Genomic DNA, 25787 nt, shown 5'->3' on the forward strand with positions numbered 1-25787 from the left:
ATGCCGAACGGGTTTGGTATGGCGCGCCGTTGTCACGCTGGCACGCGTCGATTGCGTGCACGGCAGCCCCACTCCATTCGGCATAGTCTGGCGTTCAGAGCGCCTCCAGAAAGGCGAGCAGGCGGTCGTTCGGCTGGAAGCGGGTTCGCTTGCCGGGCTCGTACGGCTTGAGCTTCGCCAGGGCCGCTTCCTTGAGGGCGAGGTGGGCGTGCAGGTACGTCTGCGTCGTCTCGACCGATTCATGACCGAGCCACAGCGCGATCACAGAACAGTCGACGCCGGCTTGCAGCAGTTCCATCGCAGCGCTGTGCCTCAGCACGTGCGGCGACACGCTCTTTGCCTTCAAAGACGGGCAACTCTTGTGAGCGACACGAACATGCTTTCCCAGCAGGGACTGGACGCTGTCGGCACTGAGCCGGCCCCCGTGCACGTTCGGGAACAACGCTGTTGCTCCTTTCCGCAACGGTTCCTTGAGCCATGCCTGGAGCGCACACCGAGCGAGTGTGGTCAGCGGAGTGGTCCGCTCCTTCCGCCCTTTACCGACGCATCGCACGTGTGCGCCAGACCCGAGGTGGACGGCATCCCGGTCAAGGCCAGTCAGCTCTGAGAGGCGCAAGCCCGTCTGGGCTGCGACCAGCAGCAAGGTGTGATCGCGGCGGCCAAGCCACGTCGTTCGATCGGGCGCGGCGAGAACCGCCTCGATCTCGGGGCGCGTCAGGAAGTGCACCTGTCGCTTGTCGTGACGCTTGCTCGGTATGGCGAGCACGCGCTGGATCAGCGCACTGTGTGCCGGTTCCTCGAAGGACACGAACCTGAAGAAGGATCGGATGGCCGTCAGACGCAGGTTACGCGTCTTCGCACTGGCGCCGCGCGTTACCTCGAGATCGGTGAGGAACGCGCCGATGAACGTTGCATCCAGATCGGCGAGCGTCAGGGCCGATGGGGACTTCCGCAGCTGCACCTGAGCGAACATGAACAGCAGCCGGAACGTGTCTCTGTAGGAGGCGATCGTGTTGCCGCTAACATTGCGCTGGCGCATGAGGCGCTCGGTGAAGAAGCGCTCGATCAACGTGGCGACATTGCAGGCGGGCTTCATGGCGTCACCTCCCATCGCCGATCGAGACGCCGCGCCGCTTCTTCCATCAACTCGGGGCAGGCCGAGAGATACCAGTAAGTATCGCGCACGCAGGCGTGGCCGAGGTAAGTGGAGAGCACTGGGAGTTGTTGCTCGACGTCCTTGCCTTCGCGATACCAGTCGAGCAGCGTCCGGATGGCGAAGCGATGACGGAAGTCATGCACGCGTGGCCCGGTACGATCACCTTGGCGCCGCAGCCCGATCTCTCGGGACAATCGCCAGAAGACGCGATGAACGTATTGGTGCAGCAAGCGGCCTCCCTGTTCGGCAACGAAGAAGGTCGAGCCGCAGCGTGATCCGAGCATCGCGTCGCGCTGGTCGGCGTAGTCGCGCAACGCGATTCTCGTCGTCGGATGCAATGGCACGAGCCGCGACTTGCCGAACTTGGTCAGCCGGACCGTCAGTACGCCGGCGTCGAGGTCGACGTCATCACGCTCCAGGCCCATCGCCTCGGATATACGCGTGCCCGTCACCGCGATCAGCCCGAACAGGGTATGGTAGGTCCATCGGCGCAGCCCGCCCGCTGGCGGCAGAGCCAGCGCTGCCGTCAGCAACGCATCGATCTCCGCGTCGCTGTAGACATAGGGCTTGGCGCGCTTCCATCCGGGCAGCATGCCGACGGGCGGTACCTCCGTTCTCGGATCGAAGTTGGCGACATGGCGCGCGAACCCGCGCACGTCGCTCAATCGCAGCGCCCAGGATGCATGACGATCGGGCGGCAGCGTTGCCCATTCCATTGCCAGCTTCGTCGTGATGATCCTGGCTTTGCGCTTCTCCATGAAGGCGACGAAGTCGGCGAGCCGACGGGTCTGGTGCTCGTACTTGTAGCCCAACCCCTTGCGCATGCTCAGGTACTTATCGAGTGCGGCGCGCAGATTGGTCATTGCACGCCTCCCGGCCAGGGCAGGCTCAATGTTCTCAACGCATCGATATCGACCTTTGCGTAAATCCGGGTAGTGTCGTGGTTCTCGTGCCGCAGCAACTGTCCGATCTCGGACAAGGTTGCGCCAGATCGGAGCAGTTCGGTAGCGAGACTGTGTCGGAAGATATGGGCGCCGCGGTGCGCGCAACCGTCGATTCCAACGCGATCGAGGGCGGCCTTGGCGATCATGGTGATCGCACATCCGGAAGCAAACCCGATGTGCGGCGCTAGTGTGCGGACGAACAACCGTCGGCACGCCGACTTTGGGCGGCCACTGCGCAGATATGCAACGATGGCCGCGCCAACGTCTGGCGGTATCGGCATCCGTGCACGCTGTCGGCCCTTGGCGCGAACGAGTATCTCGCCGGTGCGCCAGTCGATATCATCAAGGGTGAGCGTCACGACCTCGTCGGCCCGCAGGCCGAGCTTGGCCAGCAACAACAGAATGGCGTAGTCCCGCCGTCCCATGACCGTCTCTCGGTCGCAACCGTCGAGAGCCTTCCGCACCTGTGCAGCAGGCAGATAGGTCGGCAGAGTTGCGAGCTTCCATCGCCGCATCGACGGAACGCAATCCGCCAACGGGCGCGCGTTCAGCCCCCGATGGTGGAGGTAACGAAGAAAGGCGCGCAACGACCAGCGCATCGCCTTGCCTGTTCCCGGGCTCCAATCCTGGGCGTGGCGCTCAACGTAGCGGATCACGTCTTCTTGGCTGATCTTGCACAGGGCGGCGGCGCCACCGGGGCACACCTCGTGCAGGAACCTGCGGATGACCGGGAGATGGCGGACGATGGATCTCGGGGCCAAGCCGCGCTCTGATCGTAGGTAGACATCGAACTCCTTGAAGATCCGTTCGTGCGGGGTGAGAGGTGGTAGCACCAACGGCGCGATCGCGCCTTCCGCGCGCAGCACCGACAGCCATCGCTTGAGCGCGGCTCGGTCACCGGGTTGGATAGACTGCCTCTCGCCTCGATGTCGGAGGTACCGCTCAACGACCTGTTCATCGAGATCGACCAGCTTGTAGCGACGGCCGGCGATCCAACTCAGGAGCCCGCTGACCACGTTGAGGCAACGCCACGCGCCATGCCGAACGAGCCTCTCTTCGACGAGACGAGCGGCGTAGCGCTCGACGAGTTGTCCGTGCGACCCGCTTTTGAGACGCCGGTACAGCCGGCTGCTGCCCAAGTACTCTTCAACTTCCATCTTCCTGTTCTCCGCTGTTGAAAGCGGAGGCACAGAACGAACTATGCCGAACGGACCAAACGCCGGTCAGCAAGAAATCTGGGGAAAACGACCCAACTCGGCATAGTTCGGCGGGCGGCATAAACGGCCAAAATGAACGGCATCGATCCGCAAGCCTGGCTTGCGGATGTCCTCGCGCGCATCGCTGCTCATCCGGCGCATCGGCTGGATAGATTTCTGCCCTGGAAGTGGGGGCCTCAGGCCAAAGCGCTCTCGGCTCAAGCAGCATGACCACGCACGTCAACAAAGTGCATCACGTCACCACCGTGGCCAAGGTCGCGAAGGACCTCGGCGAAGATGAAGACTGGCTGCAGGACGTCGCCAGTGAAATGGACATCGAGGACGGCGTCATCTGGGTCTACGTCGTCGCCGACGACGGCGTCATGGCCCTCACCGACTTCGGCATCGAGAACTTGATCGAGATCCTCAAGATGCGCAGGGAAATCTGAGAACCGCTGACCCGCTGACAGCCAGCGGCCGCTTCCTCCGCGGCCTACGACGGATGCTTACCGTGTTTTCCGGGAACGCGAAATTGATGCGCGTTCCGCGGGAGCTGGACATGCCCGATTGGTTTGAAGGGAAAGCAGAAACCGATTCCTCGGGCCGTGTCGACGCTGCAGCGCTCTGATCCAGCGCAACGTGTGCAGGTCGGCTTCTGACGTGAGCTGTAGACCTGCGGACGGTGCAAGGCTCACAAAGTTCGGCATCGAGTTCATAGCGAGGCAGGGCGTGCAGCAAAAGCGTTGAGTCTGATTCGTCCAATTCGTGCACGCGCGAGGATGTCGTGGAGTTATTCTGTACTCAGCGTTGTGTGCCGTGTCGTCGAATGCGGCGATGGGTGCGTCATGCGAACAACCTTTGCTCGCAAATGTAGAGGAGGGTGCGGTACCTGGAGGTGTAGGTTGTATTTATAGACCACGCTCATCCACATGTTGTTAAAAAATTCGAATGTCAGTTGATCGTGAAATACAAATAATGTCTGTTGTGTTTCGGGGTGTACAGAGACTGCGGGGGCAGGGGTGACGAGAGATCTGGAGTTCGACGCTCGACGTCGTCGCGCGCGTAGAGCAATCAGTGCTGCGCTTGCGTATGCGAGTGCATTTTTTTGTTTTCAGAATACAACTATAAGTTATGCCGAGACGATGTCGCTACCGGGAAAGGTCTCGGTCGGCCAGAGCGGCTCTGCAGGCTATTCGCTCCCGATTGCGCTGTCGCCGGGATCTGCAGGTGTCGCGCCATCTTTGTCGCTTGACTACAACAGTCAGGGCGGAAACGGCATCGTCGGGGTCGGTTGGTCGCTGGGGGGCTTGCCCTCGATCGGGCGTTGTGCCCGGACTATCGTGCAGGATGGCGTGCTGGGCAGCGTCAATTTCGATGCAAACGATCGCTTCTGTCTCGACGGGCAGAGGCTTGTTGCAGTGAGCGGCGCCTATGGGGCCGAAGGTACCGAATATCGGACCGAAGTCGAATCGTTCTCGAGGGTGATCTCGCGTGGAGTCGCGGGTACCGGCCCGTCGTGGTTTGAGGTTCGCACGAAATCGGGACAGGTCATGGAATTTGGCCATACGACCGATTCGCAGATCCTTGCAGTTGGTAAGTCGACCGCGAGGGCTTGGGCCCTTAGCAAGTTGACCGACACGAAGGGGAATTATTTGAGTCTGACCTACAGTGTCGATGCGGCAAATGGCCAGGCCTTACCAAGCAGGATCGACTATACGGGAAACAGCGTCGCCGGGGTCAGTCCATATAACTCTGTTCAGTTTACCTATGCGTCGCGACCGGACGTCATTCAGCATTACCAGGCTGGGTCTATCGTCCGAACTGTAGTTCGCCTGACCAATGTGAAGACCTATGCCGGTGCAAATATGGTCTCGGACTACCGACTTTCCTATCAGCAGAGCAGCACGAGCGGCAATTCCGAATTGACATCAGTGACGGCGTGCGCCGCTTCGGGAAATTGTCTTCCGGCAACGACGTTCCAGTGGAGTAACGGTGGCGGCGGGTCATTCTCGCCGTCTGTTGCGACGAATCCGAATAATCTCGTCGCATCGTCATACGTGCGAATGCAGTATTGGACGCCGGTTCTGATGGATCTTAACGGCGACGGAAAGACCGATTTTGTCCTGACGAAGAACAAGTCGATCTTTGCGTATCTGAGCAATGGCGATGGCAGCTACACCAATGTGAATTCGACGCAGAACGTCTGGGACTTCGGCGGCTATCCGGCTGCGATGTATGTGACGTTCGTTGGAGACTTCGATGGAGACGGGAAGAGCGATTTCGCCTTCGTGAACTCATCGCAGATCTTTCCGTTTCTGGGTAACGGTGACGGCACGTTTCGCGTCGGAGTCGTTCAGACTCCGGCCAACTGGCCCATCTTGGATCAGGGTTCGTTCGCTCCGGTTTCCGGCGATTTCAACGGAGATGGCCGTACCGATTTCATCCTGATCAATCAGGACTATCTCTACGAGTGCATCAGCAATGCAGCTGGTTCGTTTGGTTGCAGCTCGATCTGGATCAATAATGGATGGAACTTCGGGAATCCGAATACCCGTTATGTGCCGATCACGGGCGACTTCAATGGTGATGGCAAGACCGATTTCATCATGCTTGGAGGCACAACGCTTTACGAGGCGTTTGGCAATGGCGATGGCACCTTCAGTTATCGGCAGATTGATCTGACCAATGGCTGGCGGTTCGGTTGGCCCGAGGATGGAATCCCCCCGTCCGACTACATGCCTGTCGTGGGTGACTTCAATGGAGATGGTAAGACTGATTGGCTGATGCTCAAAGCGGGGACGCTCTATATGTTCCAGAGCAGGGGGGACGGCAATTTCGACTACGTGCAGATCGCAATTCCGGGTTGGAATTTCGGTACTCCGCCGACGACCGGATTTGACGTGATTGCCGGTGACTTCAATTTGGACGGTAGATCCGATTTTGTTCTGATCGGGGGCAATGGGCCATATATCTACCAGTTTCTGAGCAAGGGAGATGGATCCTTTGCCTACAATACGATCTCCATGCCAAACAGCTGGAACTTTGGAGCGCCGCCGAGCGCCAACTACTTCGTGTTTGGGGGGGACTTCAACGGTGACGGGCGGTCTGACTTCGCGCTGATGGACAACGGTTACATCTACACTCTCACGGCGAACGGCGGCTCGGGCGATCTGGTCAGCCAGGTGACCAGTGGGCTCGGTGCAACGGCATCGATCACCTATACACCTATGACTAACGGATCAGTCTATACCAAGGACACGAATGGTAACTACCCCATCCTGGACATGCAGATGGCCCTCTACGTGGCGTCCAGGCTGGACCAATCCAACGGCGTCGGCGGTACCTACAGCTCGTCCTACAGCTATGCAGGCGCCAAGCTCGATTTGGGTGGTCGCGGCTACCTTGGTTTTCGCCAGATGACTGTGAAAGATCTGGCAACCGGCATTGCTGACACGACGACCTTTCGTCAGGATTTCCCCTTCATCGGCATGGTGTCCTCAGCTACCCGAACGCTTGGCGCGCAGACGCTCGGCCAGTCGGTCAACACCTATCTGTGCCTGAACGCAGGCGGTGGAACGGGAATCAGTCCGTCCAGTGCGCCATACCGTGTCTTTCTGACGCAAAACACGTCTAGCGGCACGGATCTGGATGGCTCCGGACTGCCGACGGTTACGACGACAAATCAGTATGACGACTTCGGCAATGCGACGCAGGTCGTGGTAGCGACGCCCGATGGTAACAGCAAGACCACGGTCAACACGTACGCCAATGATACGTCGAACTGGTATCTCGGCAGATTGACGCGGGCGACAGTCACGAGTCGCAGACCGCAATAGCGGCCCATCTTCCCCATTCAGATCGAAATCGAGCTCACGCTGGCCGTTGCAGGCCGAGGAATTGACCATGTTCAAGGCCGTGTCATTTCGTGTGTCGCGTTCAAGTCGTTTCGCTGGTTTGAAGAGGCTGGCGCTCGCTCTGTTGATGAGCTCCGCCGTCCCGTCAGGCGCCGGCGCGGCGCAGATATTCCTCACCAGCGGCTCGACCTGGACGGTCCCGAGTGATTGGAACAGCGCGAACAACACCATCGAGGTCATCGGCGGCGGCGGCGGCGGCGCGGGGTCGAACGCGTCGACGGAAGGCGCCGGTGGCGGCGGCGGCGGTGGCTATTCGAAGATATCGAATCTCCCGTTGCAGCCGGGCGCATCGATCACGTACCGGGTTGGTCCTGGCGGCGCGGGCGGCAGCGCCGCGAATGCCGGTGCCGGCGGAGGTGACACCTACTTCAACGGGTCCGGAACGATCTGTCAGGCGCAGTCGGTCTGTGCCAAAGGCGGCGGCGCGGGCCTGAACAGCAGTGGGTTGAATGCGGCGGCCGGCGGCCAAGGCGGCGCGTTGGCCAACGGCATCGGGACCGTAAGATATTCAGGCGGCGCGGGTGGCAACTCGGGCACCAGCAGCAACGGCGGCGGCGGCGGCGGCGGAGCCGCGGGCCCGTTGGGGCATGGCGGCAATGGCGGCGCCTCCGGCCAGAACGGCTCGGGCGCCGGCGGCGGCGGCAATGGCGGCGGCGCGAGCGGTGTCGGCGCCGGCGCCGGCGGCAACAACATCTCCGGCGTCGGTGGAGGAACTGCAGGCTCCGCCGGAGCTCCGGGCGGCAATGGCAGTGGTGGCGGCGGCGGCGGGGCGGGCTACTGGAATGCCAGCGCCTGGGTGAATAATGCCGGCGGCAGCGGCAGCACCGGAACGGAGTGGGACGCCTCCCATGGTTCTGGAGGCGGTGGTGGCAGTGGGGCGGGCGGCGGCGGTGGCGCCGGTGCCGCGAACGGCGCAGCCGCGCTTTATGGCGCGGGCGGCCCCGGCGGCTCCGGCAACAACACCGCCGGCATGCCCGGCGCGTCCGGAATCATCGTCATAAACTACACGCCCGCTCCGCCGCCGCCCTCATCGGCAACGCGGATTTATCTGACGAGCGGCTCGAGCTGGACGGTCCCGAGCGATTGGAACAGCGCGAACAATACCGTCGAGGTGATCGCCGGCGGTGGTGGCGGCGCCGGATCCAATGCCTCTTCCGAGGGAGCAGGCGGCGGTGGCGGCGGCGCCTATTCGAAGGCCGTCAACCTGTCGCTGCAACCTGGCTCGAGCGTCAGCTATCGGATCGGTCTTGGCGGCGCTGGCGGCGGCGCCGCCAATGCAGGCGCGGGCGGTGGTGACACGTATTTCAATGGCACCGGCACGACATGTCTGTGGCAGTCGGTCTGCGCCAAGGGCGGGAACTCCGGGCAGGCCAGCAGCGGCCTCAACGCGGCCGGTGGCGGTGCTGGCGGCACCGCAGGCAGCGGCGTTGGCACGGTCAGATACTCGGGCGGCGCTGGCGGCAACTCCGGTGCGAGCAGTAATGGTGGTGGTGGCGGCGGCGGCGCTGCGGGACCGAACGGCAATGGCGGCAATGGCGGCTCCAGCGGACAGAACGGCTCGGGCGCCGGCGGCGGCGGCAATGGCGGCGGCACGAACGGCGCCGGCGCGGGCGCGGGCGGCAACAACTACGTGGGAACGGGAGGCGGTAGCGCAGGCACGATCCGCGTTCCCGGCGGTGTCGGCAGCAACGGCGGCGGCGGTGGTTCGGGCTATTGGGACGGCAGCGCCTGGATCAACAACGCTGGTGGCAGCGGCAGCACCGGGTCCGAGTGGGATGCGACACATGGCTCGGGCGGCGGCGGTGGCAGTGGTGGCGGCGGCGGTGGCGGACCAGGCGCAGCGAACGGGTCTGCGGGTCTCTACGGCGCCGGTGGTCCGGGCGGCTCCGGCGTCAACACGGCGGGAACGGCCGGCGCGCAGGGCATCATCGTCATCACCTACACGCCGTCGACCGGCTCAGGGTCAGGATCGACGCCGGTCGCCGACATCTACACCATCACCCGGACATCGTCGTTCTCCTACGACGCCGCTTCGGGCCTGCTGACGCAGGAAGTCGTCGAGCCGGATACCCCGGCGCTGCGGCTGCAGACGGACTATGTCTACGACGCCTTCGGCCACAAGCAGACCGTGACCGTCAGCGGCGCCGATATCGTCAGCCGTTCGAGCTCGAGCACCTATGACGCGCGGGGACAGTTCGGCACGTCGAACACCAATGCGCTCGGGCAGAGCGAGAGCTTCCAATACGACCTGCGTTTCGGCCAGCCGACCAGCCACACCGGACCGAACGGTCTGACCACGACCTTCAGCTATGACGAGTTCGGCCGCAAGACTCAGGTCGTGTCGCCGGACGGCACCCAGACCCGCTGGTCCTACCAGTTCTGCAGCGGCGTCAATGGCGGCACCGCGAGCTGTATTTCAGGCGCGAGCTATCTGATTCAGGAGACCTCCTACGCAGCCGACGGTTCGACCGTGATCGCACCGGTGGCGACCGTGTTCTTCGATGCACTGGAGCGCGAGATCGGTCGCCAGACCCAGGGCTTCGACGGTAGCATTGTCCAGGCCACCAAGACCTATGATGCACTCGGACGGGTGACGCAGACCAGTCGGCCGTATTTCGCGAACGGCGGCACGCCGCGCTATACGACCTTCACCTACGATACGCTGGGCCGGGTGGTGACGACGACGCAGCCAGACGGCAGCGTGTCGCAGGCGGCCTTTCATGGTCTCACGACCACTGAGACCAACGCGCTCAACCAGACGCGCACGACGGTCAAGAACAGCCAGGGCCAGGTGGTCTCTGTCACCGATGCGCTCGGCCAGACATTGACCGCCGCCTATGACGCGGTCGGCAACATGGTGCAGACCACGGATCCGGTCGGCAATGTCGTCACTGCGAGCTACGACATCAGGGGGCGCAAGATATCGAGCTCCGATCCGGATCTCGGCGTCTGGAGCTACACCTACAATACGCTGGGGCAGCTGACCACGCAGACCGACGCCAAGGGGCAGGTGGTCAGCGTGAGCTATGACAAGCTGGGCCGGACGGTGCAGCGGGTCGAGCCGGACATGACCTCGGTCTGGACCTACGACACCGCCGCCAACGGCATCGGCAAGCTGGCCTCGACCGGCATCACCTCAGGCTCCGGCAACGGCTTTGCCCGCAGCGTCAGTTATGACAGCCTCGGCCGTCCCTTGCAGGTCGTGACCACCATCGATGGCGCGACCTACACGATGGGCGCGACCTACGACGCCAACAGCCGGCTGACCAAGGTCAGCTATCCCTCCGGCTTCACCGCGCGCTATGGCTACAACGGCCTCGGCTTCGCCAACCAGCTGCAGGACGATGCCAGCGGCCAGTCCTACTGGACGGCCTATGCGATGGATGCCGAGGGGCACCTCACCCAGCAGACGGCAGGTAATGGCCTGGTCACGACCCGTGGCTTCGATCCGCTGACGGGATCGCTGCTCAGCGTCGCCACCGGCGTCAACGGCGCCGTGCAGAACCAGAGCTTCGGCTACGACCGGCTCGGCAATCTCACCTCGCGGAGCGATGCCAATACAAATGTCAGCGAGAGCTTCGTCTATGACGCGCTAAGCCGGCTGACGACGTCGACCACCAGCGTCAACACGGCGCCGCTGGTTAAGACGTTCGCCTACAGCCCGATCGGCAACATTCTGACCAAGTCGGATGTCGGCACCTACACCTATCCGGCGGCGGGACAGCCGCGCCCCCACGCGGTCACCAGCGTCTCGGGTGGCACGATCAGCGCCACCTTCACCTATGATGCCAACGGCAACCAGACCTCCGGTCTCGGCCGCAGTATCGTCTACACTTCCTACAACAAGCCCGCGAGCATCACGCAGGGGGCGCGGACGATCTCCTTCGTCGACGACACCGACCACCAGCGCGTCAAGCAGGTGACACCGGAGGGCACGACGCTCTACATTGCCGCCTTTGGCGTCGCGGCCGAGGTGCAGAACCCCGGTGCGATCACACAGAAATGGACCGACTATCTCCTGGTCGGCAACGCCCGCGTCGGCATGCGGGTGGCGCAGACTTCGGGCGGCAGCACGACCGTCACCACGCGCTACTTCCACACCGACCATCTTGGCTCGATCTCGGCGATCTCAGACGAGAATGGCCTGCTGGTCGAGCGCCTGAGCTACGACGCCTGGGGCAAGCGCCGCAACGTCGACGGCTCTGACGATACCACCGGCAGCATCACCAGCCAGACCACGCGCGGCTTCACCGATCATGAGCAGTTGTCGGTCGCTGGCCTCGTTCACATGAACGGCCGTGTCTACGATCCACTGCTGGCACGTTTCACCAGCGCCGACACGGTCACTCAGTTTCCGTTCAGCACACAGGGCTGGAACCGCTATTCCTATGTCGGCAACGACCCCCTGACCTTCACCGATCCCAACGGCCACTGCATCCTCGGCTGCTTCTGGAATGCGATCGGCAAGGCGTTCAGCAGCGCTTGGCGTGCAGTCACCCACTTCTTCCAGACCAACGCGATTGCTCGGTCGATCCTGCAGATCGCGCTGACGATCGGCATGGGAGGGAGTCCGATCGCGGCTGGTTTGGCGGCGGCGATCGTGACCGGCCTGTCCGGTGGCAATCTGGGCGATATCATCAAAGCCGGCGCAATCGCGGCGATGTCGACATTCGCGTTCCAACAACTTGGTGGCGCCACGCTGGCTGGAACGATGTCGTTCGCGAACATCAATCCGGGACTCTACGCAGCCAACATCGCAGGAAGCGCCGCGATCGGCTGCGCCTCGTCGGTGATATCAGGTGGATCGTGTGGATCTGGAGCGGCTGCAGCAGCGGTAAGTGCAGCATTCAATCCACTGACGAATACGCTCTTTCCGAACGCAAGAGCGGATATGGGAGATCTTGCCGGCGGCACGATCGTGCAGGCTACGGCAGGTGGTCTGGCTTCGGTTGCCGGCGGTGGAAAGTTTGCGAATGGCGCGATAACGGGTGCGTTCCAGTATCTAGCCGCGGTCAGTTACGAAAAAGCAAGCGAAGATTGGGAGAACGCAAATGCGCAGATGCGCGGCGGGCAGCAGCCTAGGTCCCTCTTGTACGACACAATATCCAGAGAGCATACGGCCACTGGAGATTTTGCGTGGACGATCGAGTGGAAGCTATCAGCCCCCTCCGAGCGAGGAGGATATATAATACAGAAAGTCGAATTCAGCTATGAAGTCGAAGGGATACAACCGTATAAAAAAGAGACGTATTTCGAGGCATGGTACGTGCCTAAGGGGAGCGTCCGTTCAGTTCCATCTTCTGATGCTTTGGTCGGTTTTCCGAATAGTGGGACAACAGGATACGTCAGTTTGAGTACGGAAGCTCGTTTTTATGAAGGGCTCGCTCTGCCGTCTACATTTAAGGCAGGATCTGTGGGGATGGCCAACGGACTTCCCGCAACAAGAATTGATCCTAAGCTGGGGCTCGGTCGTGCAACAAATGCTGTTAAGCGCAGCATCGAGTCGCAGTGGTGATCCAATGAATCTACATGCTCAGTTTCGATCTGGTCGAATCTTCGTAGTAATGCTCTCTTTGGTCTTCTCTGCGGTTGCAACAGTCGGCCACGCGAAGTCGAAAGCGGTTGATCTAAAAATTCAGTCCCTTGTAAACGAGGTGAAAACGCAAGAGCGGGACGCTCGGCGCGTTGAGGCGGCGCGCCAGTTATCTGCTTTCGTCAAACAGCAAGATCGCAAAGCTGTGGAATCAATAAGCGACGAATCTTTAAGGGCTATCGCTTCCCTGCTCAAAGATCGATCAGACATCGTCGTGGCTTTTGCTGCGATCACATTGGGCGATATAGGCCCGCCAGCTAAGCCCGTTCGGGGTGCACTACAGGCAGCAATAGATAACGTCGGTTTCGCAGTTGATGAGAAATTTGGTAAGTTCGGGGTATCTTCGAATGCCGTCTTAGACATGCGTCGCGCGCTTAAGAAAATATCGGGTGAGTCTGAGGTTGGTAGATGAGGCGGCGACGACAGGCCGGTGATTGGGGGTTCGGTAACAGGGTCCTGTCTAAGGCGGATTCCAATTTGGAGCGCAACACCCCCATACATACATCGAGGGTGAGCATGGGGCGACAATAGAGCCAATTGAGCGCGACGGAGCGCAACGAGCTTCATAACCGGATGTTGAAGGGCGAAGGTCTGCGGTCGACCGCCCGGGACTTCGGTCGTTCAGCGTCAACACTATCGCGGGAGATTTCGCGCAATAGCGAGGATGGCGAAGAGTGCGATGCATGTCTCGCAGGGTGTGCGAGTCGGTTGCGTCGACGCCGTGGCCTGGCAAAGCTGCGGGAAGGTTCGGCGTTGCGGGCCTGGGTGTTTGCGCGTGCCCGGCGTGGCTGGTCACCTCGACAGATTTGCGGCAAGCTCCGCCGGCAGCGTGACGACGAGCAGCAGCGGGACCTCATTTGCCGACGGTTTCTCACGAGAAGATCTGTCGGGCGATCTACGTGTTGCTTCGTGGTGAATCCGTAGAGAACTCGTCAGCGTTCTGCGTCGACATCACAGTCAGCGATTGCCCTTGAGCCGCCGGACGGACAAGCGCCGCGGCATGATCGGGATGATCTCGATCTATGAGAGGCCAGTCGACGTGTTGGGCCCAGAATTCCCAGGGCATTGGGAAGGCGATCTCATCAAAGGAGCCGGCAATGCCTCGGGAATTACGTTGACAGTGCATTTAATTAGTTGTCGTCTTGAAGACGAGCTCGTGTCGCGACGCACCTGGCTGGCGGTGTGGCGTTTCAGCGACGCGCAGAATTTGGCTGAAACGAGTTATGGTCGTGTACCCCTATGGGCTGTGTGAAGCTGTGGTCTCTGCAAAGTGTTGCAGTAAGGCATGTGCATGACTCATTGACGCATCCCGCAAGCAATTTCTCTGGTGACGAAAACGCCTTAGACACTGCTTGTTAGTTGACGGGCAGCGCAGCTGTTCGAAGTCGAGGTGATTGTGTGTGCGGAGGATGCTATCGCGCGTCACGGCAAGCCGGAGACCCTCAACACCGACCAGGGCTCGCAGTTCACCTGTGCGGCCTTCACTGGGTATTGCGGTGACAGTGCACGTAATTAGTTGATTGGGCGGTGCATGCGGCGTTCATGGTGATCGACGAGCAGGTGAAGTCTGGTCGAAGTTACGTTTGTAAAAAATACAACTAAAGGTTGTGTATCGTGTTTTGTCGTTCTTCCGCACATCAAAGCATGTGTATGACTCCCCTTACGTGTCCTGCTAGCAATATCGCTCGCCACCAAAACCCTCTAGACTCCGTCTGTTAGTTGTTGAGCAGCCATGGCTGCTTCGGGTTGGGGTGAACGGCAGTGCGTGGTGAGGCTTGCTGGCGCGGTTGGGTGGCGCTTCCGGTGGTGCTGGCGCTGTCGGCGTGTCAGACCGTTGAGGAGGGCACGTCGTCGTTTGCCTGGAGCACGAATGCTGCGGAGGCGGGATCGGCCGCGCAGGCGCAGGCGGCGATGCGATCGCCCGCGGGGAATGCGCGGGCCGGCAGGGTCTCGGGTTCGCCGCTGCTCGACGATAACAGAGGTGGTCCTGCCACTGTGATGGAAGGCACCGGACGGTTCGTCGGGGAGCCGGCGACCGGGGCCGTGCCGCGCGGTGCGGATGATGTCGCTGACGGCGTCACCATCAATCTCGCTGGCGTGCCGGTGCCGCAGGCGGCGAAGACGGTGCTGGGGGATATTCTCGGGGTCAAGTACACGGTCGATCCGGGGATCGAGGGGCGGGTCACGATCCAGACGCCGAAGCCGGTGGCGCGGTCGGCGGTGATCGATCTGTTCCAGGCGGCGTTGCGGGCCAATAATGCGGCCGTGGTCAACAATCGCGGCATCTATCGCATCGTGGCGGCGGACCAGACCGCGACTTCGGGCGCTTATCGCACCGATGACGTCGTTGACAGCGGCGAGATGGTTGGCAACGGGCTGCAGGTGGTGCAGCTGAAATATGTCTCAGCCTCCGAGATCCGGCGCGTGGTCGAGCCGATCGCGCCGCGCGGCGGGGTGGTGCGGGTCGATGATGCGCGCAATCTGATCACGCTCTCGGGTAATCGCCAGGAGATCGCGGCGATGATGGATGCGATCGCGCTGTTCGACGTCGACACCATGAAGGGCATGTCGTTCGCGCTGATCCCGGTCAAGACCTCGGCGCCCGATGCGATCGCCACCGAGCTGAAGAGCGTATTTGCCTCCGACCGCGACGGGCCGATGGCCGGCATGGTGCAGTTCGTGCCCAACAAGCGGCTGCGCTCGATCCTGGTGATCTCGCCACAGATCCAGTATCTGCGCCGCGCCGAGACCTGGATCCGCAAACTCGACGCGCAGGCGCAAGGCAGCGAGAAGCAGCTCTTCACCTATGCCGTGCAGAACCGGCGAGCGCAGGAACTGGTCGACGTGCTGCAGTCGATGTTCCCGACCGATACGCAGACGACGGCCGCGCGGCGCACCGTGGCGCCGAACTATCAGGAGGCGAGCGTGCAGTCGCAGCCGTCGCCCTCCGGAGGCGGGCTGTCCGGATCGTCGTCGCCGTCCTTCACCGGCGGGCTCGGCGCGACCAGTGGCGGCTTCGGCGGCATGCGCAATGCGGCGCCGGTGGCTGCTGCGCCGAGCGTCATGCCGGCGGCGGCTCCGGCTGCACCCACCGGCCGCGACGGCGATGCGGATGGGCCGCGGCTGCGGATCGTGGCCGACGAGGCCAAGAACGCGATCCTGATCGAGGCGGCGAATGCCGATTACAAGCGCGTGCTGCAGGTGATCGAGCGGCTGGACCAGATGCCGAACCAGGTGCTGATCGAGGCCACGATCGCTGAGGTCACTCTGAACGACGAGCTGCGGTTCGGCGTGCAATGGTACATGCAGAAGCACAGCTCGAAATTCACCCTGACGGAGGCGGCCTCCGGCGCCGTGAGCTCGGTGTTTCCCGGCTTTTCCTACGCGCTGACAGCGGCCAACATCGCTGCCACGATCGACACACTGAACCAGATCACCAACGTCAACATCGTGTCCTCGCCGTCGCTGGCGGTCATGGACAACAAGCCGGCGGTGCTGCAGATCGGAGATCAGGTGCCGATCACGACGCAGTCTGCGACCGGCACCCTGACGCCCGGCGCGCCGATCGTCAATACGGTGAGCTACAAGGATACGGGCGTGATCCTGTCGATCATCCCGCGCATCAATGAGAGCGGGCGGGTGCTGCTCGACATCGAGCAGGAGGTGTCGAGCGTGGCGCCGACCACGTCGTCGAACATCGATTCGCCGACCATCCGGCAGCGCAAGATCAGGACATCGGTGGTCGTCAACGACAACGACGCGCTGGTGCTGGGCGGGCTGATCCAGGAGGGCCGCACGACCGGCCGGAGCCAGCTGCCGATCATTGGCGACATCCCATTTATCGGCAATTTCGCCGGTAGTCGCGACAACGTCATCGGCAAGACCGAGCTGATCATCCTGATCCGGCCGCACGTGATGCGCAGCCTCGACGAGGCGCGCAGCGTGACCGAGGAGTACCGCCACTTCATGGCGATCGAGGGGCCGCATCGCCGGCAGCCGGCGCGGCGGCGGGTCGAGGACACCGGACGCAGGATTCTCGACTGATGCCGCGCTTCCGCTACCGCGCCTACGGCACCGACGGCTCTTTCGCGGAGGGGACGATCGAGGCTGCGTCCGCGGATGCGGCGAGCGCGACGCTGTGGGCGCAGGGGTTGTCGCCGTTCCAGATGCAGGCCGCCGATAGCGCCGGTACGGCATGGTGGAACCGCGAGATCACGCTCGGCAATGGCGCGGCGCGCGCGGACCTCTTGGCCTTCACGCGCGAGTTCGCCACGCTCTGCGCGGCCGACATTCCAATGGACGACGCCTTGCGCATCGTGCAGACGCAGGCCTCGGCAGCGCGGCTGCGCACCCTGGTCGAGGCGCTGCTCGCCGATGTCCTGAATGGCCGCCCGTTGTCGGAGGCGATGCAGGCGCAGCCGCGCATCTTCCCGGCCGACTATGTCGCTGTCGTGCGCGCCGGCGAGAGCGGCGGGCGGCTGGCACAGGTGCTGAGCGAGCTCGCCGAGCTCCTGGAGCGGCGGGCGGAGATCCGTGCACGCATCCAGTCGGCGCTCATCTATCCCGCGATGCTGATCGTGCTGAGCCTCGCAACGCTCGCGATCATCGTTGGCGGCGTGATCCCGTCGATGGCCCCGATCTTCACCCAGAGCGGCAAGCCGCTGCCGTTGACCATCCAGCTGATGCTGGCCTTGAAGGCGCATTGGCTCGAGATCGTGGTCGGCAGCGTTGCCACCATCGTGGCTGGGGGGGCGGTCGTCACATTCGTGCTGACCGATCCCGGCCGCCGCCGGCGTCTCGACCGGCTCGCGCTGCAGCTGCCGCTGCTCGGCGGCTTCCTTCTGCAGCAGGACACCGCGCGCTTCGCCCGCACGCTCGGTACGATGCTGATGGCCGGCGTGCCGTTGATAGCGGCGACGAAATCGGCGAGCGACGTCGTCGACAACCGTCATCTCCGCGCCGGCATGGAACAGGCGATCGAGCGGATCCAGCAGGGCACAGCGTTGCACCGCGCGCTGCGCAACGAGGTCGCGCTGCCGGCCGTCGCGCTGCAGATGATCGCGGTCGGCGAGGAGGCGGGCAAGCTCGACCGAATGCTGTTGCGCGTGGCGCAGATGCTGGAGAAGCAGCTGCAGACCAGCGTCGATCGCTTCATGGCGGCGTTGACGCCGGCGATGACGGTCGGCATCGCATTGATCATCGGCGCGCTGATCATGCCGGTGATGAACGCCGTCCTCAGTATCAATGATCTGGCGGGGCGATGAGCGCGCGGGCGGCAGTGGGACGGGACGAGGCGAGCGCCGGCTTCACGCTGGTCGAGATGCTGGCCGTGCTCGTCATCCTGGCGCTGACGGTATCCGCCGCTGTCCCTTTGCTATCACGCGGCGCCGGAACGGTGAGTCTCGATGCGGCGACAGGCGAGATTGCGTCGGCGCTGCGCGCGACGCGCTCGGCTGCGATCGTGCAGAACCGCGTGATGACCTTGACCATCGACGTCGACCGCCGGACCTTCAGCTCGGACGTCGTCCGGCCGCGCACCTTTGCGCCGGACATCCAGGCGAAGCTGACCTATGCCGCCGCGACGCGCGTGGGCGCCGCCGTGGGCGGCTTCCGGTTCTTTCCGGACGGCTCGTCGACCGGCGGCGATCTGAGCCTGGAGTTGAACGGGCATCATATCAGGCTCTGTGTCGAATGGCTGACAGGGACGGTGCGGACCGCCGCGACGTGTTGAGGGGAGGGGACGATCATGTTGGGATGGATGAAATGTCGTGATGCCGTGAAGCTGCGCGTGGCCGCGTGGCGCGGGCAATTCCGGCTTCGTTTACGCAGAGGCCGCGATGGCGAGGCCGGCTTCACCTTGGTCGAGATGCTGGTCGTCATCACCATCATCGGCCTGATCATGGGTCTCGTCGGCCCGCGCGTGCTGAGCTATCTCTCCGACTCCAAGCTCAAGACGGCGCGGATCCAGATCCGCAGCCTGTCCTCGGCGCTCGACCTCTATCACCTCGACAACGGCCGCTATCCGACCGCAGCCGAAGGGCTCGGGGCGCTGGTGCAGAAGCCGGCCACCGCGACCACCTGGAACGGGCCCTATCTCAGCGGCACCCTGGTCCCGAACGATCCGTGGGGACGGCCCTATGTCTACAGATTCCCGGGACAGCACGGCACCTACGACATCGTCTCGCTCGGGCCCGAGGGACGTGAGGACGAGACCTCGGCCACGGCCAATGTGACGAGCTGGCAGCCGTGACTCCCGCCACGGCAGAGATGAAGCACGCGGACGGCGACGACGCCGGCTTCACGCTGGTGGAGGTCCTCGTTGCGCTGGCCATGCTGTCGGTCGGCCTCGCTTTGGTGATGAGCCTGTTCTCGACCGGACTGTCACGAACGGGCATGGCCGAACGCGTGGCTGGTGCCGTTGCGCTGGCGCAGTCGCTCATGGCCCAAGTCGGCAATTCGATTCCGCTGCGCACCGAGACGCGCGATGGCGCCGCGGCGAACGGCTATCGGTGGCGCCTTGCGATGCAGCCCTTTCGGCCGGCGCAAGGCGGCGATGCACGCCCGGTCGAGCTGTATCAGGTCTCGGTCGAGATCGGCTGGCTGGAAGGGCAGGACCCGCGCTCCTATGCGCTCTCGACGCTTCGCCTCGGGCCCAGAGTCTCCAAGTCGCAGTGAGCCAGGCCGATGACGTCGCCGAAAGCAAGCGGGATGGATGATCGCGACGCCGGCTTCACCCTGGTCGAGGTTCTCGTTGCGCTGGCGCTGTTCAGCCTGCTCGCCGTCCTGCTGTTCGACAATCTCAAATTCGGCGTGCAGGCCTGGCGCAGCGGCAGCGCCCGCGCGGAGTCGTTCCAGCGTGAGCTCGCGGCGCAGGACGTACTGCGGCGGCTGATCGGCAATCTCTATCCGATGATGCTGGGCGAAGGCGCGGCGCAGCGGCGCATCGATATCGACGGCCAGGCCGAGAGCCTCGAGTTCCTCAGCGACGCGCCGGCCGTGTCCGGTGGGGCCGGCCGCTTCCGCTTCAAGCTGTTCGCCGACCGCAGGCGTGACGGGGTCGATCTCGTTCTGCAGTCCCGGCCCGAACTGGCGGTGAAGCAGGACACCGAGCGGACGCTGCTGGTGTCCGACATCGATCGGATCGAGCTCAGTTATGCGGCAAGAGCAACGGGAGACGCCAATGCGGCCTGGAGCACAAGCTGGAAGGATCAGAGCGAGGCTCCCGGCCTGATCCGGCTGCGGGTCCTGATGCGTCCCGGCGATGCCCGTCACTGGCCGGAGCTCGTGATCGCGCCGCGGGTGCAGGCCGATGTGGCCTGCGTCTACGACGCGCTCACGATGCGCTGTCGCGGGCGATAGGGGGCGACATGCCGGTGCTGTCGGTTCTCTGGGGGCTCGCGCTGCTGACGGCGATTGCACTGTCGCTGTCATGGTCGAGCAGCGTGTCCTATGGCCTTGCCCGTAACGGGGTCGATCAGGCCTCTCTCGGTGCGCTCGTCGAGGCCGGCGTGAACGCCGCCATCGACGGTCTGCTCGATGCCCGGGCGGACCGCCGCTGGCGCGCCGACGGCCGTCTCTACACCCTCGATTTCAACGGCACGCAGATCGGCATCCGGATTCAGGACGAGCTCGGACGGGTCGACCTCAACCAGACCGATGAGGCAATGCTGAACAGCCTGCTGCTATCAGCAGGGCTGGACGCGCGGGCCGCCGCTGACCTGGCCGACAAGATCGTGGACTGGCGAACCGCAACGTCGCTGAAGCATCTGAACGGCGTCAAGGACCGGGACTACGCGTCGCGCAACGCCGCCTATCATCCGCGCAACGGTCCGTTCCAAAGCGTCGACGAGCTGCTCCTGGTCATGGACATGACACCTTCGATCTTCGCCCGGATCGCGCCGGCGCTCACGGTCCATTCGGGGCGGCAGTTCGTCGATCCGCAATTGGCACCGCGCGAGGTGCTGCGCGCGCTGCCCGGCATGACCGCGCAGAGTGCCGAAGCGACATTGGCCGCGCGCGACGGCGCCAGATCCGGCCTCGCCGAAGGCAGCCCGATGACGGCGCTGCGTGGCCGCGCCTTCACGATCCGGACCGAGTTTTCCCAGGCTTCGCGCGTGGTCGAAGGCGAGGTCGCGGTGCGCCTGACGGAAAATCCGCAGCAGCCCTATTGGGTGCTGAGCTGGGGGACGCGATGATGGGACCCGCAATGCCTGCGACGCAGCGGGACGACGCCTTCGCCGCAGACATCGAGGAGCCGCGCGCGCAGCTGCACCGCTCCATGCCCGACATGGACCGGACCGTGCTGTTGCAGAGTTTTGGCGACTTCCTGCGGGCCGAAGGCATCGTCGATCGTATGAGCCTCGACCGTGCCGGACGCGCGGCGCAAACCACCGGAGACAGGCTCGACACCGTGCTGACCAAGCTCGGTCTGGTGTCGGAGGCCGGTCTGGTCGCCGCCTTGTCGAAATTCCTGGCGCTCGATCTGGTGCGTCCGGATCAGGTCCCGATCGACGTTGTGCTGCCCGAGCTGGTCGAAGCGGAGTTCGTGCGTCACAATCATGTGCTGCCGCTCGGCTGCAGCGACGGCCGGCTCGCCGTCGGCGTCACCGATCCGTTCAACCACGATCCGATCCGGGCGCTTGCCTTCCTCACGGGCCTTTCGGTCGACATCCGGCTGTTCACGGCGGCAGATTTCGACAAGGCCTGTGCGGCACTCTACCCGGCGCTGTCGCGCGGCGAGGAAGCGCGCGCGACCGGCGGCGCCGAGGCCAATGAATCCGACGTGCAGCGGCTGCGCGACCTTGCCAGCGAGGCGCCGATCATCCGCCTTGTCAACCAGATCATCACCAACGCCGTCGAGGCGAGGGCATCGGACATCCACATCGAGCCCAATGTCGACCAGGTGCTCGTCCGCTATCGCATCGACGGCGCCTTGCGCGTGGTCCAGGTGCTCGCGGTGGACCTGCGTGCTGCGATCACCTCCCGCGTGAAGATCATGTCGAAGCTCGACATTGCCGAGCGGCGCCTGCCGCAGGACGGGCGCATCAAGATCGCAGTCCGCGGCATCGACATCGACTTCCGCGTCTCCACGATCCCCACGGCCTTCGGCGAAAGCGTCGTGCTGCGCGTGCTCGACCGCAATCGCGTCAGCCTGGATTTTGCCGAGCTAGGATTCTCCGCTGAGCATATCGCGACGCTGCAGGCGCTGCTGCAGCAGCCCAACGGCATCATCCTGGTCACCGGACCGACCGGCAGCGGCAAGACCACGACGCTGTATACGGCGCTGAAGGCGCTCAACAGCACCGAACGCAAGATCTTCTCGGTCGAGGATCCGATCGAGTATCAGATGCCGGGGATCAATCAGGTCCAGGTCCAGTCGGAGATCGGGCTGACGTTTCCCCATGCGCTGCGCTCGATGCTCCGGCAGGATCCTGACATCATCATGATCGGCGAAATCCGCGATCTCGAGACGGCGCGCATCGCCATCCAGGCCTCGCTGACCGGTCACCTCGTGCTGTCGACGCTGCACACCAACGATGCGGCGTCCGCGATCACCCGCCTGATCGACATCGGCGTCGAGAACTATCTGCTGGCCTCGACGCTGAAGGGCGTGATTGCGCAGCGTCTGGTGCGGAGGCTCTGCCCCCGTTGTTCCCATCAACATCCGCAGGCCGCCTATTGGGCGGAGAGCTTCGAGCGCTCCGTGACCGGGCTCCGTGCGCTTTCGCAGCCCGACATTCGCCAGCCGCTCGGCTGCTCCGATTGCAGCGATGTCGGCTTCTCCGGACGCTCGACCATCGCGGAGATGCTGGTCATCGACGAGGCATGTCAGAGCCTGATCCTGGCCAAGGCGTCGGACACCGCGATCGAGCGCGCCGCCCGCGACCAGGGCATGCAGAGCATGTACGAGACCGGCGTCCGGAAGGTCTGGCGCGGCGAGACCACGATCGATGAGGTCCTGCGCGCGACGCGCATGGGATAGGGCGGCGGAACAAGCGATGCAGGAGAGCAAGGACAAGGGAGCGTTGCTGGCCACGGTTCGTGCGGCGAGTCCACGCGACTGGGCGCAATCGGCGTTCGCCTGGTGGTGCCGGGAAGCGGTCGATCTGCTGCCGCAACGCTTCGTGGCCGCGCTGGCGCCGGCCGGCCGGCCGAGACTTCTGGTCGATCGCGACGACATGGAGGTCCGGCTTCGGTTGCACGATCCGCGATCAGGAGTGCAGGCTGGCGAAACCACCCATGCAGGTAAGGTGACAACAGCGATCGCATCCATGCTGCAGCGTCATGGTCTGGATCGGCGCGACGTCGATCTCGGCCTGCGTCTGCCGGCGGACAGTGTTTTCGGTCGCGATCTCGTGCTGCCGCGCGAGGCAAAGGGCGCGATCGACACCATCGTGCCGCAGGACCTGTTGCGCCGGACTCCGTTCAAGGCGGAGGACATCTATTGCGACCACGTGACCGCCACATCGCCTGACGGCCGGATCGCGGTTCGGCAATGGGTGACGCGGCGCCATCACGTTAAGCTAGCCGCAGATCAGCTGGGGCTTGCGGTCGCCCAGATCGACTTCGTCGTGTTCGGCGACGATCAGGCCTCACCCTCGATCCGACTGACGCGTCCTGTTGCTGCCCGCAAGACCTCCACCGTTGTGATCGCAGTGCTCGGTACGCTCGCCGTCCTTCTTGGGTCCGGCATCGCGGCGCTAACGTTCGCCCGGCAACAGGCCACGCTGGATAGGCTCGATGCCGAGATCGTTGTCGCCCGCAAGGGCGCCGAGCGCGTTCGCGTCCTGGTGGATCAATTGCGGGAGCAGCGGACGACGCTGTCGCGCCTGCGTCTGCAGCGCAGCGAAGTGCCGGGATTGATCGACGTCTGGGACGAAGCCTCGCGCATTCTGCCGAAGCATTCCTGGCTGACCGAACTGCGGATCGTGGAGGGCCCAAACCTGCGCAGCGCATCGGTCACGATGACCGGGTTCTCGGCGGCGGCGCCGAGCCTGATCAACACGCTCGCTGGATCGAAACTGTTTGCGGACGCCGCGCTGACATCGCCGGTGGCGATGGATCCGATCGAGAGCCGGGAGCGCTTTTCATTGCAGGCCAGGATTCGCGTGCCGGATGCCTTCAAGGAGGTAGCGCCATGAGCGCATTAACTAGGCGCAGGGACGAGCTCGGGCGCCACGGCTTGTTCATCGTCGTCAACCTCGCGCTTCTTGCGCTGCTGTTCTGGGGCTTCGTGGCGCCGATCGCGGCGATGTTCGCCGAGCGGGAGGCGCGGATCCAGCAGCAGCAGGCGCTGTTGGCACGGCTGAGCGCGATCGCGGCGCAGGCTTCGGCCGTCGCGGGCCTTGCCTCCGAAACCGAGTCGCAGCTCCAGAACGGGGAGTTCCTGACAGGCGCGAATGAGAACGTGATCGCCGCCGACCTGCAGACGAAGCTGAAGGCGATCATGGGCAATGCCGGCGCCCAGTCCCGCGCGATTCAATCGCTGCCGGGCCGGACCGTCGACCAGATCAAGTACAGCGGCGCGCGCATCGACCTGTCGGGACCGCTGCCGGCCGTCATGCGCGCAGTTCACGCCATCGAAAGCGCAAAGCCGTATCTCTTCATTGCCAATGCGGTGCTGAAGAGCGGACCTGCCATGCGCCCGGGAGTAGCCGAAGAGCCGGTGCTTCAGGCACAGCTCGACGTCTACGGTGCCGTCCAATGAGGAGCCTGGCGCGATGGCGGGTGACGCCGCTGGCCGGCGTGTTAGGGCTCCTGGCGTGTCTCGATGTGCTGCTCGGAGCGAGGCTCGCGACGCTCGTCGTGGGCGGAGAAGCCCCCGGCGCCGGCCGCGCGGCGTGGGACGCGCCGGTGCCCCGCGCCATGGCAAGCGTGGCTGGACGGCAGCCGCTCGAGACATATGCGGAGATCCTGGCCCATCCGGTATTCCAGAAGTCGCGCGAGCCGTTCGTTCCGCTCCCACCCGCGCCGCCACCGCCGATGCCGGTGGTCGCTCCGCCCCCGGTCGCCGCTGATCCGGGCCTCGCGGTCGGTGGCGTCATGATCAACGGCGGCACGAGCAAGGCGTATCTGCTGAGCAAGACCGGAGCAGGCTCCTGGATTAACGAGAACGAGACATTCCAGGGATGGCGGGTGACATCGATCGAGGCGTCAGGCGTTTGGATCGAGCAGGCGGGGCGCGCGATCGAATTGCAGCTCTATCCTCGAAACTGAACCCGATCCAACGGTCCATCGCATTGATACCTCCCGCCTAGTCTTTATCGATGAGACCTGGATCAAGACCAACATAGCTCCGCTGCGCGGCTGGGGACCATGCGGGCAGCGGCTCGAGGCATCCGCACCGTTCGGTCGTTGGAAGACGATGACCTTCATCGTGGCACTTCGCTGCGACCGGATCTCAGCACCCTGCGTAATCGATGGACCGATCAATGGCGAACTCTTCACGCTCTATGTCGAGAAGGAGCTCGCTCCGACCTTGACCAAGGGGGATGTCGTAATCCTCGACAATCTCGGAAGCCACAAAGGTAAGGCAGCTCGCGCCATCATCTCCGCCAGAGGGGCGCACCTCCTATTCCTGCCTCCCTACAGCCCCCGGATCTCAATCCTATCGAGGAGGTCTTTGCCAAGCTCAAGCACCTGATGCGGGCCGCAGAGCCGGCACTATTGCAGCAACTTGGCAAAAGGCAGGAGAACTCCTCGATCTCTTCTCAGAAGGAGGGATGTGCCAACTATCCGGAACTCAGGTTATGTTTCCGTATAAAAACAGCACGCTCGAGGGAGTGGCAGCCTCGCGTTGCCGTGGTCGAACCGCAACCTCCCGTGAATGTCGGTGTTGATAGTTGCGAATCTGCACACAGAACTCGATCGCCGTCACCGCAATGGTCCGGCCAGAAGGGCTACTTGGGGTCGTGTCCCCGGAGGTGGTGTAGCTCGGTGGAGCAAAGCCGCCCGGACGCGCGCTCCCAAATAGCGCCGTAGCGG

General features: G+C 63.6%; 20 protein-coding genes and 2 pseudogenes. 19 read left to right on the top strand and 3 right to left on the bottom strand.

Features of this window, described 5'->3' with window-relative positions; translation table 11 throughout:
• Positions 1 to 94: 94 nt before the first annotated feature.
• Genes QW863_RS32530 through QW863_RS32540 form a run of 3 tightly spaced genes read right to left on the bottom strand, consistent with a single transcriptional unit; the run spans position 95 to position 3257 of the window.
• Positions 95 to 1096: a tyrosine-type recombinase/integrase gene (locus tag QW863_RS32530; RefSeq protein ID WP_315769798.1), complete on the bottom strand. Its 1002-nt coding sequence runs from the start codon at positions 1094 to 1096 to the stop codon at positions 95 to 97.
• On the bottom strand, positions 1093 to 2019 hold the full coding sequence (locus QW863_RS32535; protein ID WP_315769799.1) for a tyrosine-type recombinase/integrase: 927 nt from the start codon (positions 2017 to 2019) through the stop codon (positions 1093 to 1095). The genes QW863_RS32530 and QW863_RS32535 overlap by 4 nt, the downstream gene beginning before the upstream one ends.
• Positions 2016 to 3257 (bottom strand): tyrosine-type recombinase/integrase, encoded by a 1242-nt coding sequence (locus tag QW863_RS32540; protein WP_315769800.1) that lies wholly within the window; start codon positions 3255 to 3257, stop codon positions 2016 to 2018. The genes QW863_RS32535 and QW863_RS32540 overlap by 4 nt, the downstream gene beginning before the upstream one ends.
• Positions 3258 to 3380: 123 nt before the next feature.
• Between QW863_RS32540 and QW863_RS32545 the strand changes: the two are divergent.
• The 19 genes and pseudogenes from QW863_RS32545 to QW863_RS32630 all read left to right on the top strand — a co-directional run.
• Positions 3381 to 3527: pseudogene (locus QW863_RS32545) on the top strand (transposase domain-containing protein); the annotation flags it as partial.
• The gene (locus QW863_RS32550; RefSeq protein WP_315769801.1) at positions 3524 to 3745 is read left to right on the top strand and encodes a hypothetical protein; all 222 of its coding nucleotides are present in this window, start codon (positions 3524 to 3526) and stop codon (positions 3743 to 3745) included. The pseudogene QW863_RS32545 and the gene QW863_RS32550, both read left to right, overlap by 4 nt.
• A 693-nt stretch (positions 3746 to 4438) precedes the next feature.
• On the top strand, positions 4439 to 7132 hold the full coding sequence (locus tag QW863_RS32555) for an FG-GAP-like repeat-containing protein (RefSeq protein ID WP_315769802.1): 2694 nt from the start codon (positions 4439 to 4441) through the stop codon (positions 7130 to 7132).
• A 67-nt stretch (positions 7133 to 7199) separates the two neighbouring features.
• Complete coding sequence (locus QW863_RS32560; protein WP_409978002.1) at positions 7200 to 12725, top strand: RHS repeat-associated core domain-containing protein; 5526 nt, start codon at positions 7200 to 7202, stop codon at positions 12723 to 12725.
• Between the two features lie 4 nt (positions 12726 to 12729).
• Positions 12730 to 13215 carry a hypothetical protein gene (locus QW863_RS32565; RefSeq protein WP_315769804.1) on the top strand — a complete coding sequence of 162 codons (486 nt, stop codon included), beginning with the start codon at positions 12730 to 12732 and terminating at the stop codon, positions 13213 to 13215.
• 125 nt (positions 13216 to 13340) lie between these two features.
• On the top strand, positions 13341 to 13727 hold the full coding sequence (locus QW863_RS36060) for a helix-turn-helix domain-containing protein (protein ID WP_409978001.1): 387 nt from the start codon (positions 13341 to 13343) through the stop codon (positions 13725 to 13727).
• 76 nt (positions 13728 to 13803) lie between these two features.
• Positions 13804 to 14055 carry a hypothetical protein gene (locus tag QW863_RS32570; protein ID WP_315769805.1) on the top strand — a complete coding sequence of 84 codons (252 nt, stop codon included), beginning with the start codon at positions 13804 to 13806 and terminating at the stop codon, positions 14053 to 14055.
• 539 nt (positions 14056 to 14594) lie between these two features.
• Entirely contained in the window at positions 14595 to 16847 is a 2253-nt protein-coding gene (gene gspD, locus QW863_RS32575) for a type II secretion system secretin GspD (RefSeq protein WP_315769806.1), read from the top strand.
• Positions 16847 to 18067, top strand: coding sequence for a type II secretion system F family protein (locus tag QW863_RS32580; RefSeq protein ID WP_315769807.1), 1221 nt, complete (start codon positions 16847 to 16849; stop codon positions 18065 to 18067). Before gspD ends, QW863_RS32580 begins: the two co-directional genes overlap by 1 nt.
• A complete protein-coding gene (locus QW863_RS32585) occupies positions 18064 to 18534 on the top strand; it encodes a GspH/FimT family pseudopilin (protein WP_315769809.1) in 471 nt (156 codons plus the stop codon). The genes QW863_RS32580 and QW863_RS32585 overlap by 4 nt, the downstream gene beginning before the upstream one ends.
• A gap of 15 nt (positions 18535 to 18549) precedes the next feature.
• Entirely contained in the window at positions 18550 to 19053 is a 504-nt protein-coding gene (gene gspG / locus QW863_RS32590) for a type II secretion system major pseudopilin GspG (protein WP_315769810.1), read from the top strand.
• Entirely contained in the window at positions 19050 to 19478 is a 429-nt protein-coding gene (locus QW863_RS32595; RefSeq protein ID WP_315769811.1) for a type II secretion system protein, read from the top strand. The genes gspG and QW863_RS32595 overlap by 4 nt, the downstream gene beginning before the upstream one ends.
• A 9-nt stretch (positions 19479 to 19487) precedes the next feature.
• Positions 19488 to 20162 carry a prepilin-type N-terminal cleavage/methylation domain-containing protein gene (locus QW863_RS32600; RefSeq protein ID WP_315769812.1) on the top strand — a complete coding sequence of 225 codons (675 nt, stop codon included), beginning with the start codon at positions 19488 to 19490 and terminating at the stop codon, positions 20160 to 20162.
• Positions 20163 to 20170: 8 nt separating this feature from the next.
• Complete coding sequence (locus QW863_RS32605) at positions 20171 to 20998, top strand: type II secretion system protein GspK (RefSeq protein ID WP_315769813.1); 828 nt, start codon at positions 20171 to 20173, stop codon at positions 20996 to 20998.
• An 11-nt stretch (positions 20999 to 21009) separates the two neighbouring features.
• The gene (locus QW863_RS32610) at positions 21010 to 22785 is read left to right on the top strand and encodes a GspE/PulE family protein (RefSeq protein WP_409978000.1); all 1776 of its coding nucleotides are present in this window, start codon (positions 21010 to 21012) and stop codon (positions 22783 to 22785) included.
• 16 nt (positions 22786 to 22801) lie between these two features.
• Positions 22802 to 23944, top strand: a complete 1143-nt coding sequence (locus QW863_RS32615; protein WP_315769814.1) for a PilN domain-containing protein — start codon at positions 22802 to 22804, stop codon at positions 23942 to 23944.
• Positions 23945 to 23985: 41 nt separating this feature from the next.
• Positions 23986 to 24510, top strand: coding sequence for a type II secretion system protein GspM (gspM, locus tag QW863_RS32620; RefSeq protein WP_315769815.1), 525 nt, complete (start codon positions 23986 to 23988; stop codon positions 24508 to 24510).
• Positions 24507 to 25019 (top strand): hypothetical protein, encoded by a 513-nt coding sequence (locus QW863_RS32625; RefSeq protein ID WP_315769817.1) that lies wholly within the window; start codon positions 24507 to 24509, stop codon positions 25017 to 25019. Before gspM ends, QW863_RS32625 begins: the two co-directional genes overlap by 4 nt.
• Before the next feature lie 16 nt (positions 25020 to 25035).
• A pseudogene (locus QW863_RS32630) lies at positions 25036 to 25566 on the top strand (IS630 family transposase); the annotation flags it as partial.
• Positions 25567 to 25787 lie beyond the last annotated feature (221 nt).

The organism is Bradyrhizobium sp. SZCCHNR1017, assembly GCF_032381375.1.
Taxonomy (GTDB): domain Bacteria; phylum Pseudomonadota; class Alphaproteobacteria; order Rhizobiales; family Xanthobacteraceae; genus Bradyrhizobium.

Excerpts from the sequence above, each read along its gene's own strand:
- QW863_RS32540 (WP_315769800.1), bottom strand. The coding sequence starts at position 3,257 with ATGGAAGTTGAAGAGTACTTGGGCAGCAGCCGGCTGTACCGGCGTCTC.
- QW863_RS32555 (WP_315769802.1), top strand. The coding sequence starts at position 4,439 with ATGTCGCTACCGGGAAAGGTCTCGGTCGGCCAGAGCGGCTCTGCAGGC.
- QW863_RS32565 (WP_315769804.1), top strand. The coding sequence starts at position 12,730 with ATGAATCTACATGCTCAGTTTCGATCTGGTCGAATCTTCGTAGTAATG.
- QW863_RS32625 (WP_315769817.1), top strand. The coding sequence starts at position 24,507 with ATGAGGAGCCTGGCGCGATGGCGGGTGACGCCGCTGGCCGGCGTGTTA.
- QW863_RS32605 (WP_315769813.1), top strand. The coding sequence starts at position 20,171 with ATGCCGGTGCTGTCGGTTCTCTGGGGGCTCGCGCTGCTGACGGCGATT.
- QW863_RS32585 (WP_315769809.1), top strand. The coding sequence starts at position 18,064 with ATGAGCGCGCGGGCGGCAGTGGGACGGGACGAGGCGAGCGCCGGCTTC.
- QW863_RS32535 (WP_315769799.1), bottom strand. The coding sequence starts at position 2,019 with ATGACCAATCTGCGCGCCGCACTCGATAAGTACCTGAGCATGCGCAAG.
- QW863_RS32530 (WP_315769798.1), bottom strand. The coding sequence starts at position 1,096 with ATGAAGCCCGCCTGCAATGTCGCCACGTTGATCGAGCGCTTCTTCACC.
- QW863_RS32580 (WP_315769807.1), top strand. The coding sequence starts at position 16,847 with ATGCCGCGCTTCCGCTACCGCGCCTACGGCACCGACGGCTCTTTCGCG.
- QW863_RS32615 (WP_315769814.1), top strand. The coding sequence starts at position 22,802 with ATGCAGGAGAGCAAGGACAAGGGAGCGTTGCTGGCCACGGTTCGTGCG.
- QW863_RS32550 (WP_315769801.1), top strand. The coding sequence starts at position 3,524 with ATGACCACGCACGTCAACAAAGTGCATCACGTCACCACCGTGGCCAAG.
- QW863_RS32570 (WP_315769805.1), top strand. The coding sequence starts at position 13,804 with ATGATCGGGATGATCTCGATCTATGAGAGGCCAGTCGACGTGTTGGGC.
- QW863_RS32610 (WP_409978000.1), top strand. The coding sequence starts at position 21,010 with ATGCCTGCGACGCAGCGGGACGACGCCTTCGCCGCAGACATCGAGGAG.
- QW863_RS32600 (WP_315769812.1), top strand. The coding sequence starts at position 19,488 with ATGACGTCGCCGAAAGCAAGCGGGATGGATGATCGCGACGCCGGCTTC.
- gspG (WP_315769810.1), top strand. The coding sequence starts at position 18,550 with ATGTTGGGATGGATGAAATGTCGTGATGCCGTGAAGCTGCGCGTGGCC.
- QW863_RS32560 (WP_409978002.1), top strand. The coding sequence starts at position 7,200 with ATGTTCAAGGCCGTGTCATTTCGTGTGTCGCGTTCAAGTCGTTTCGCT.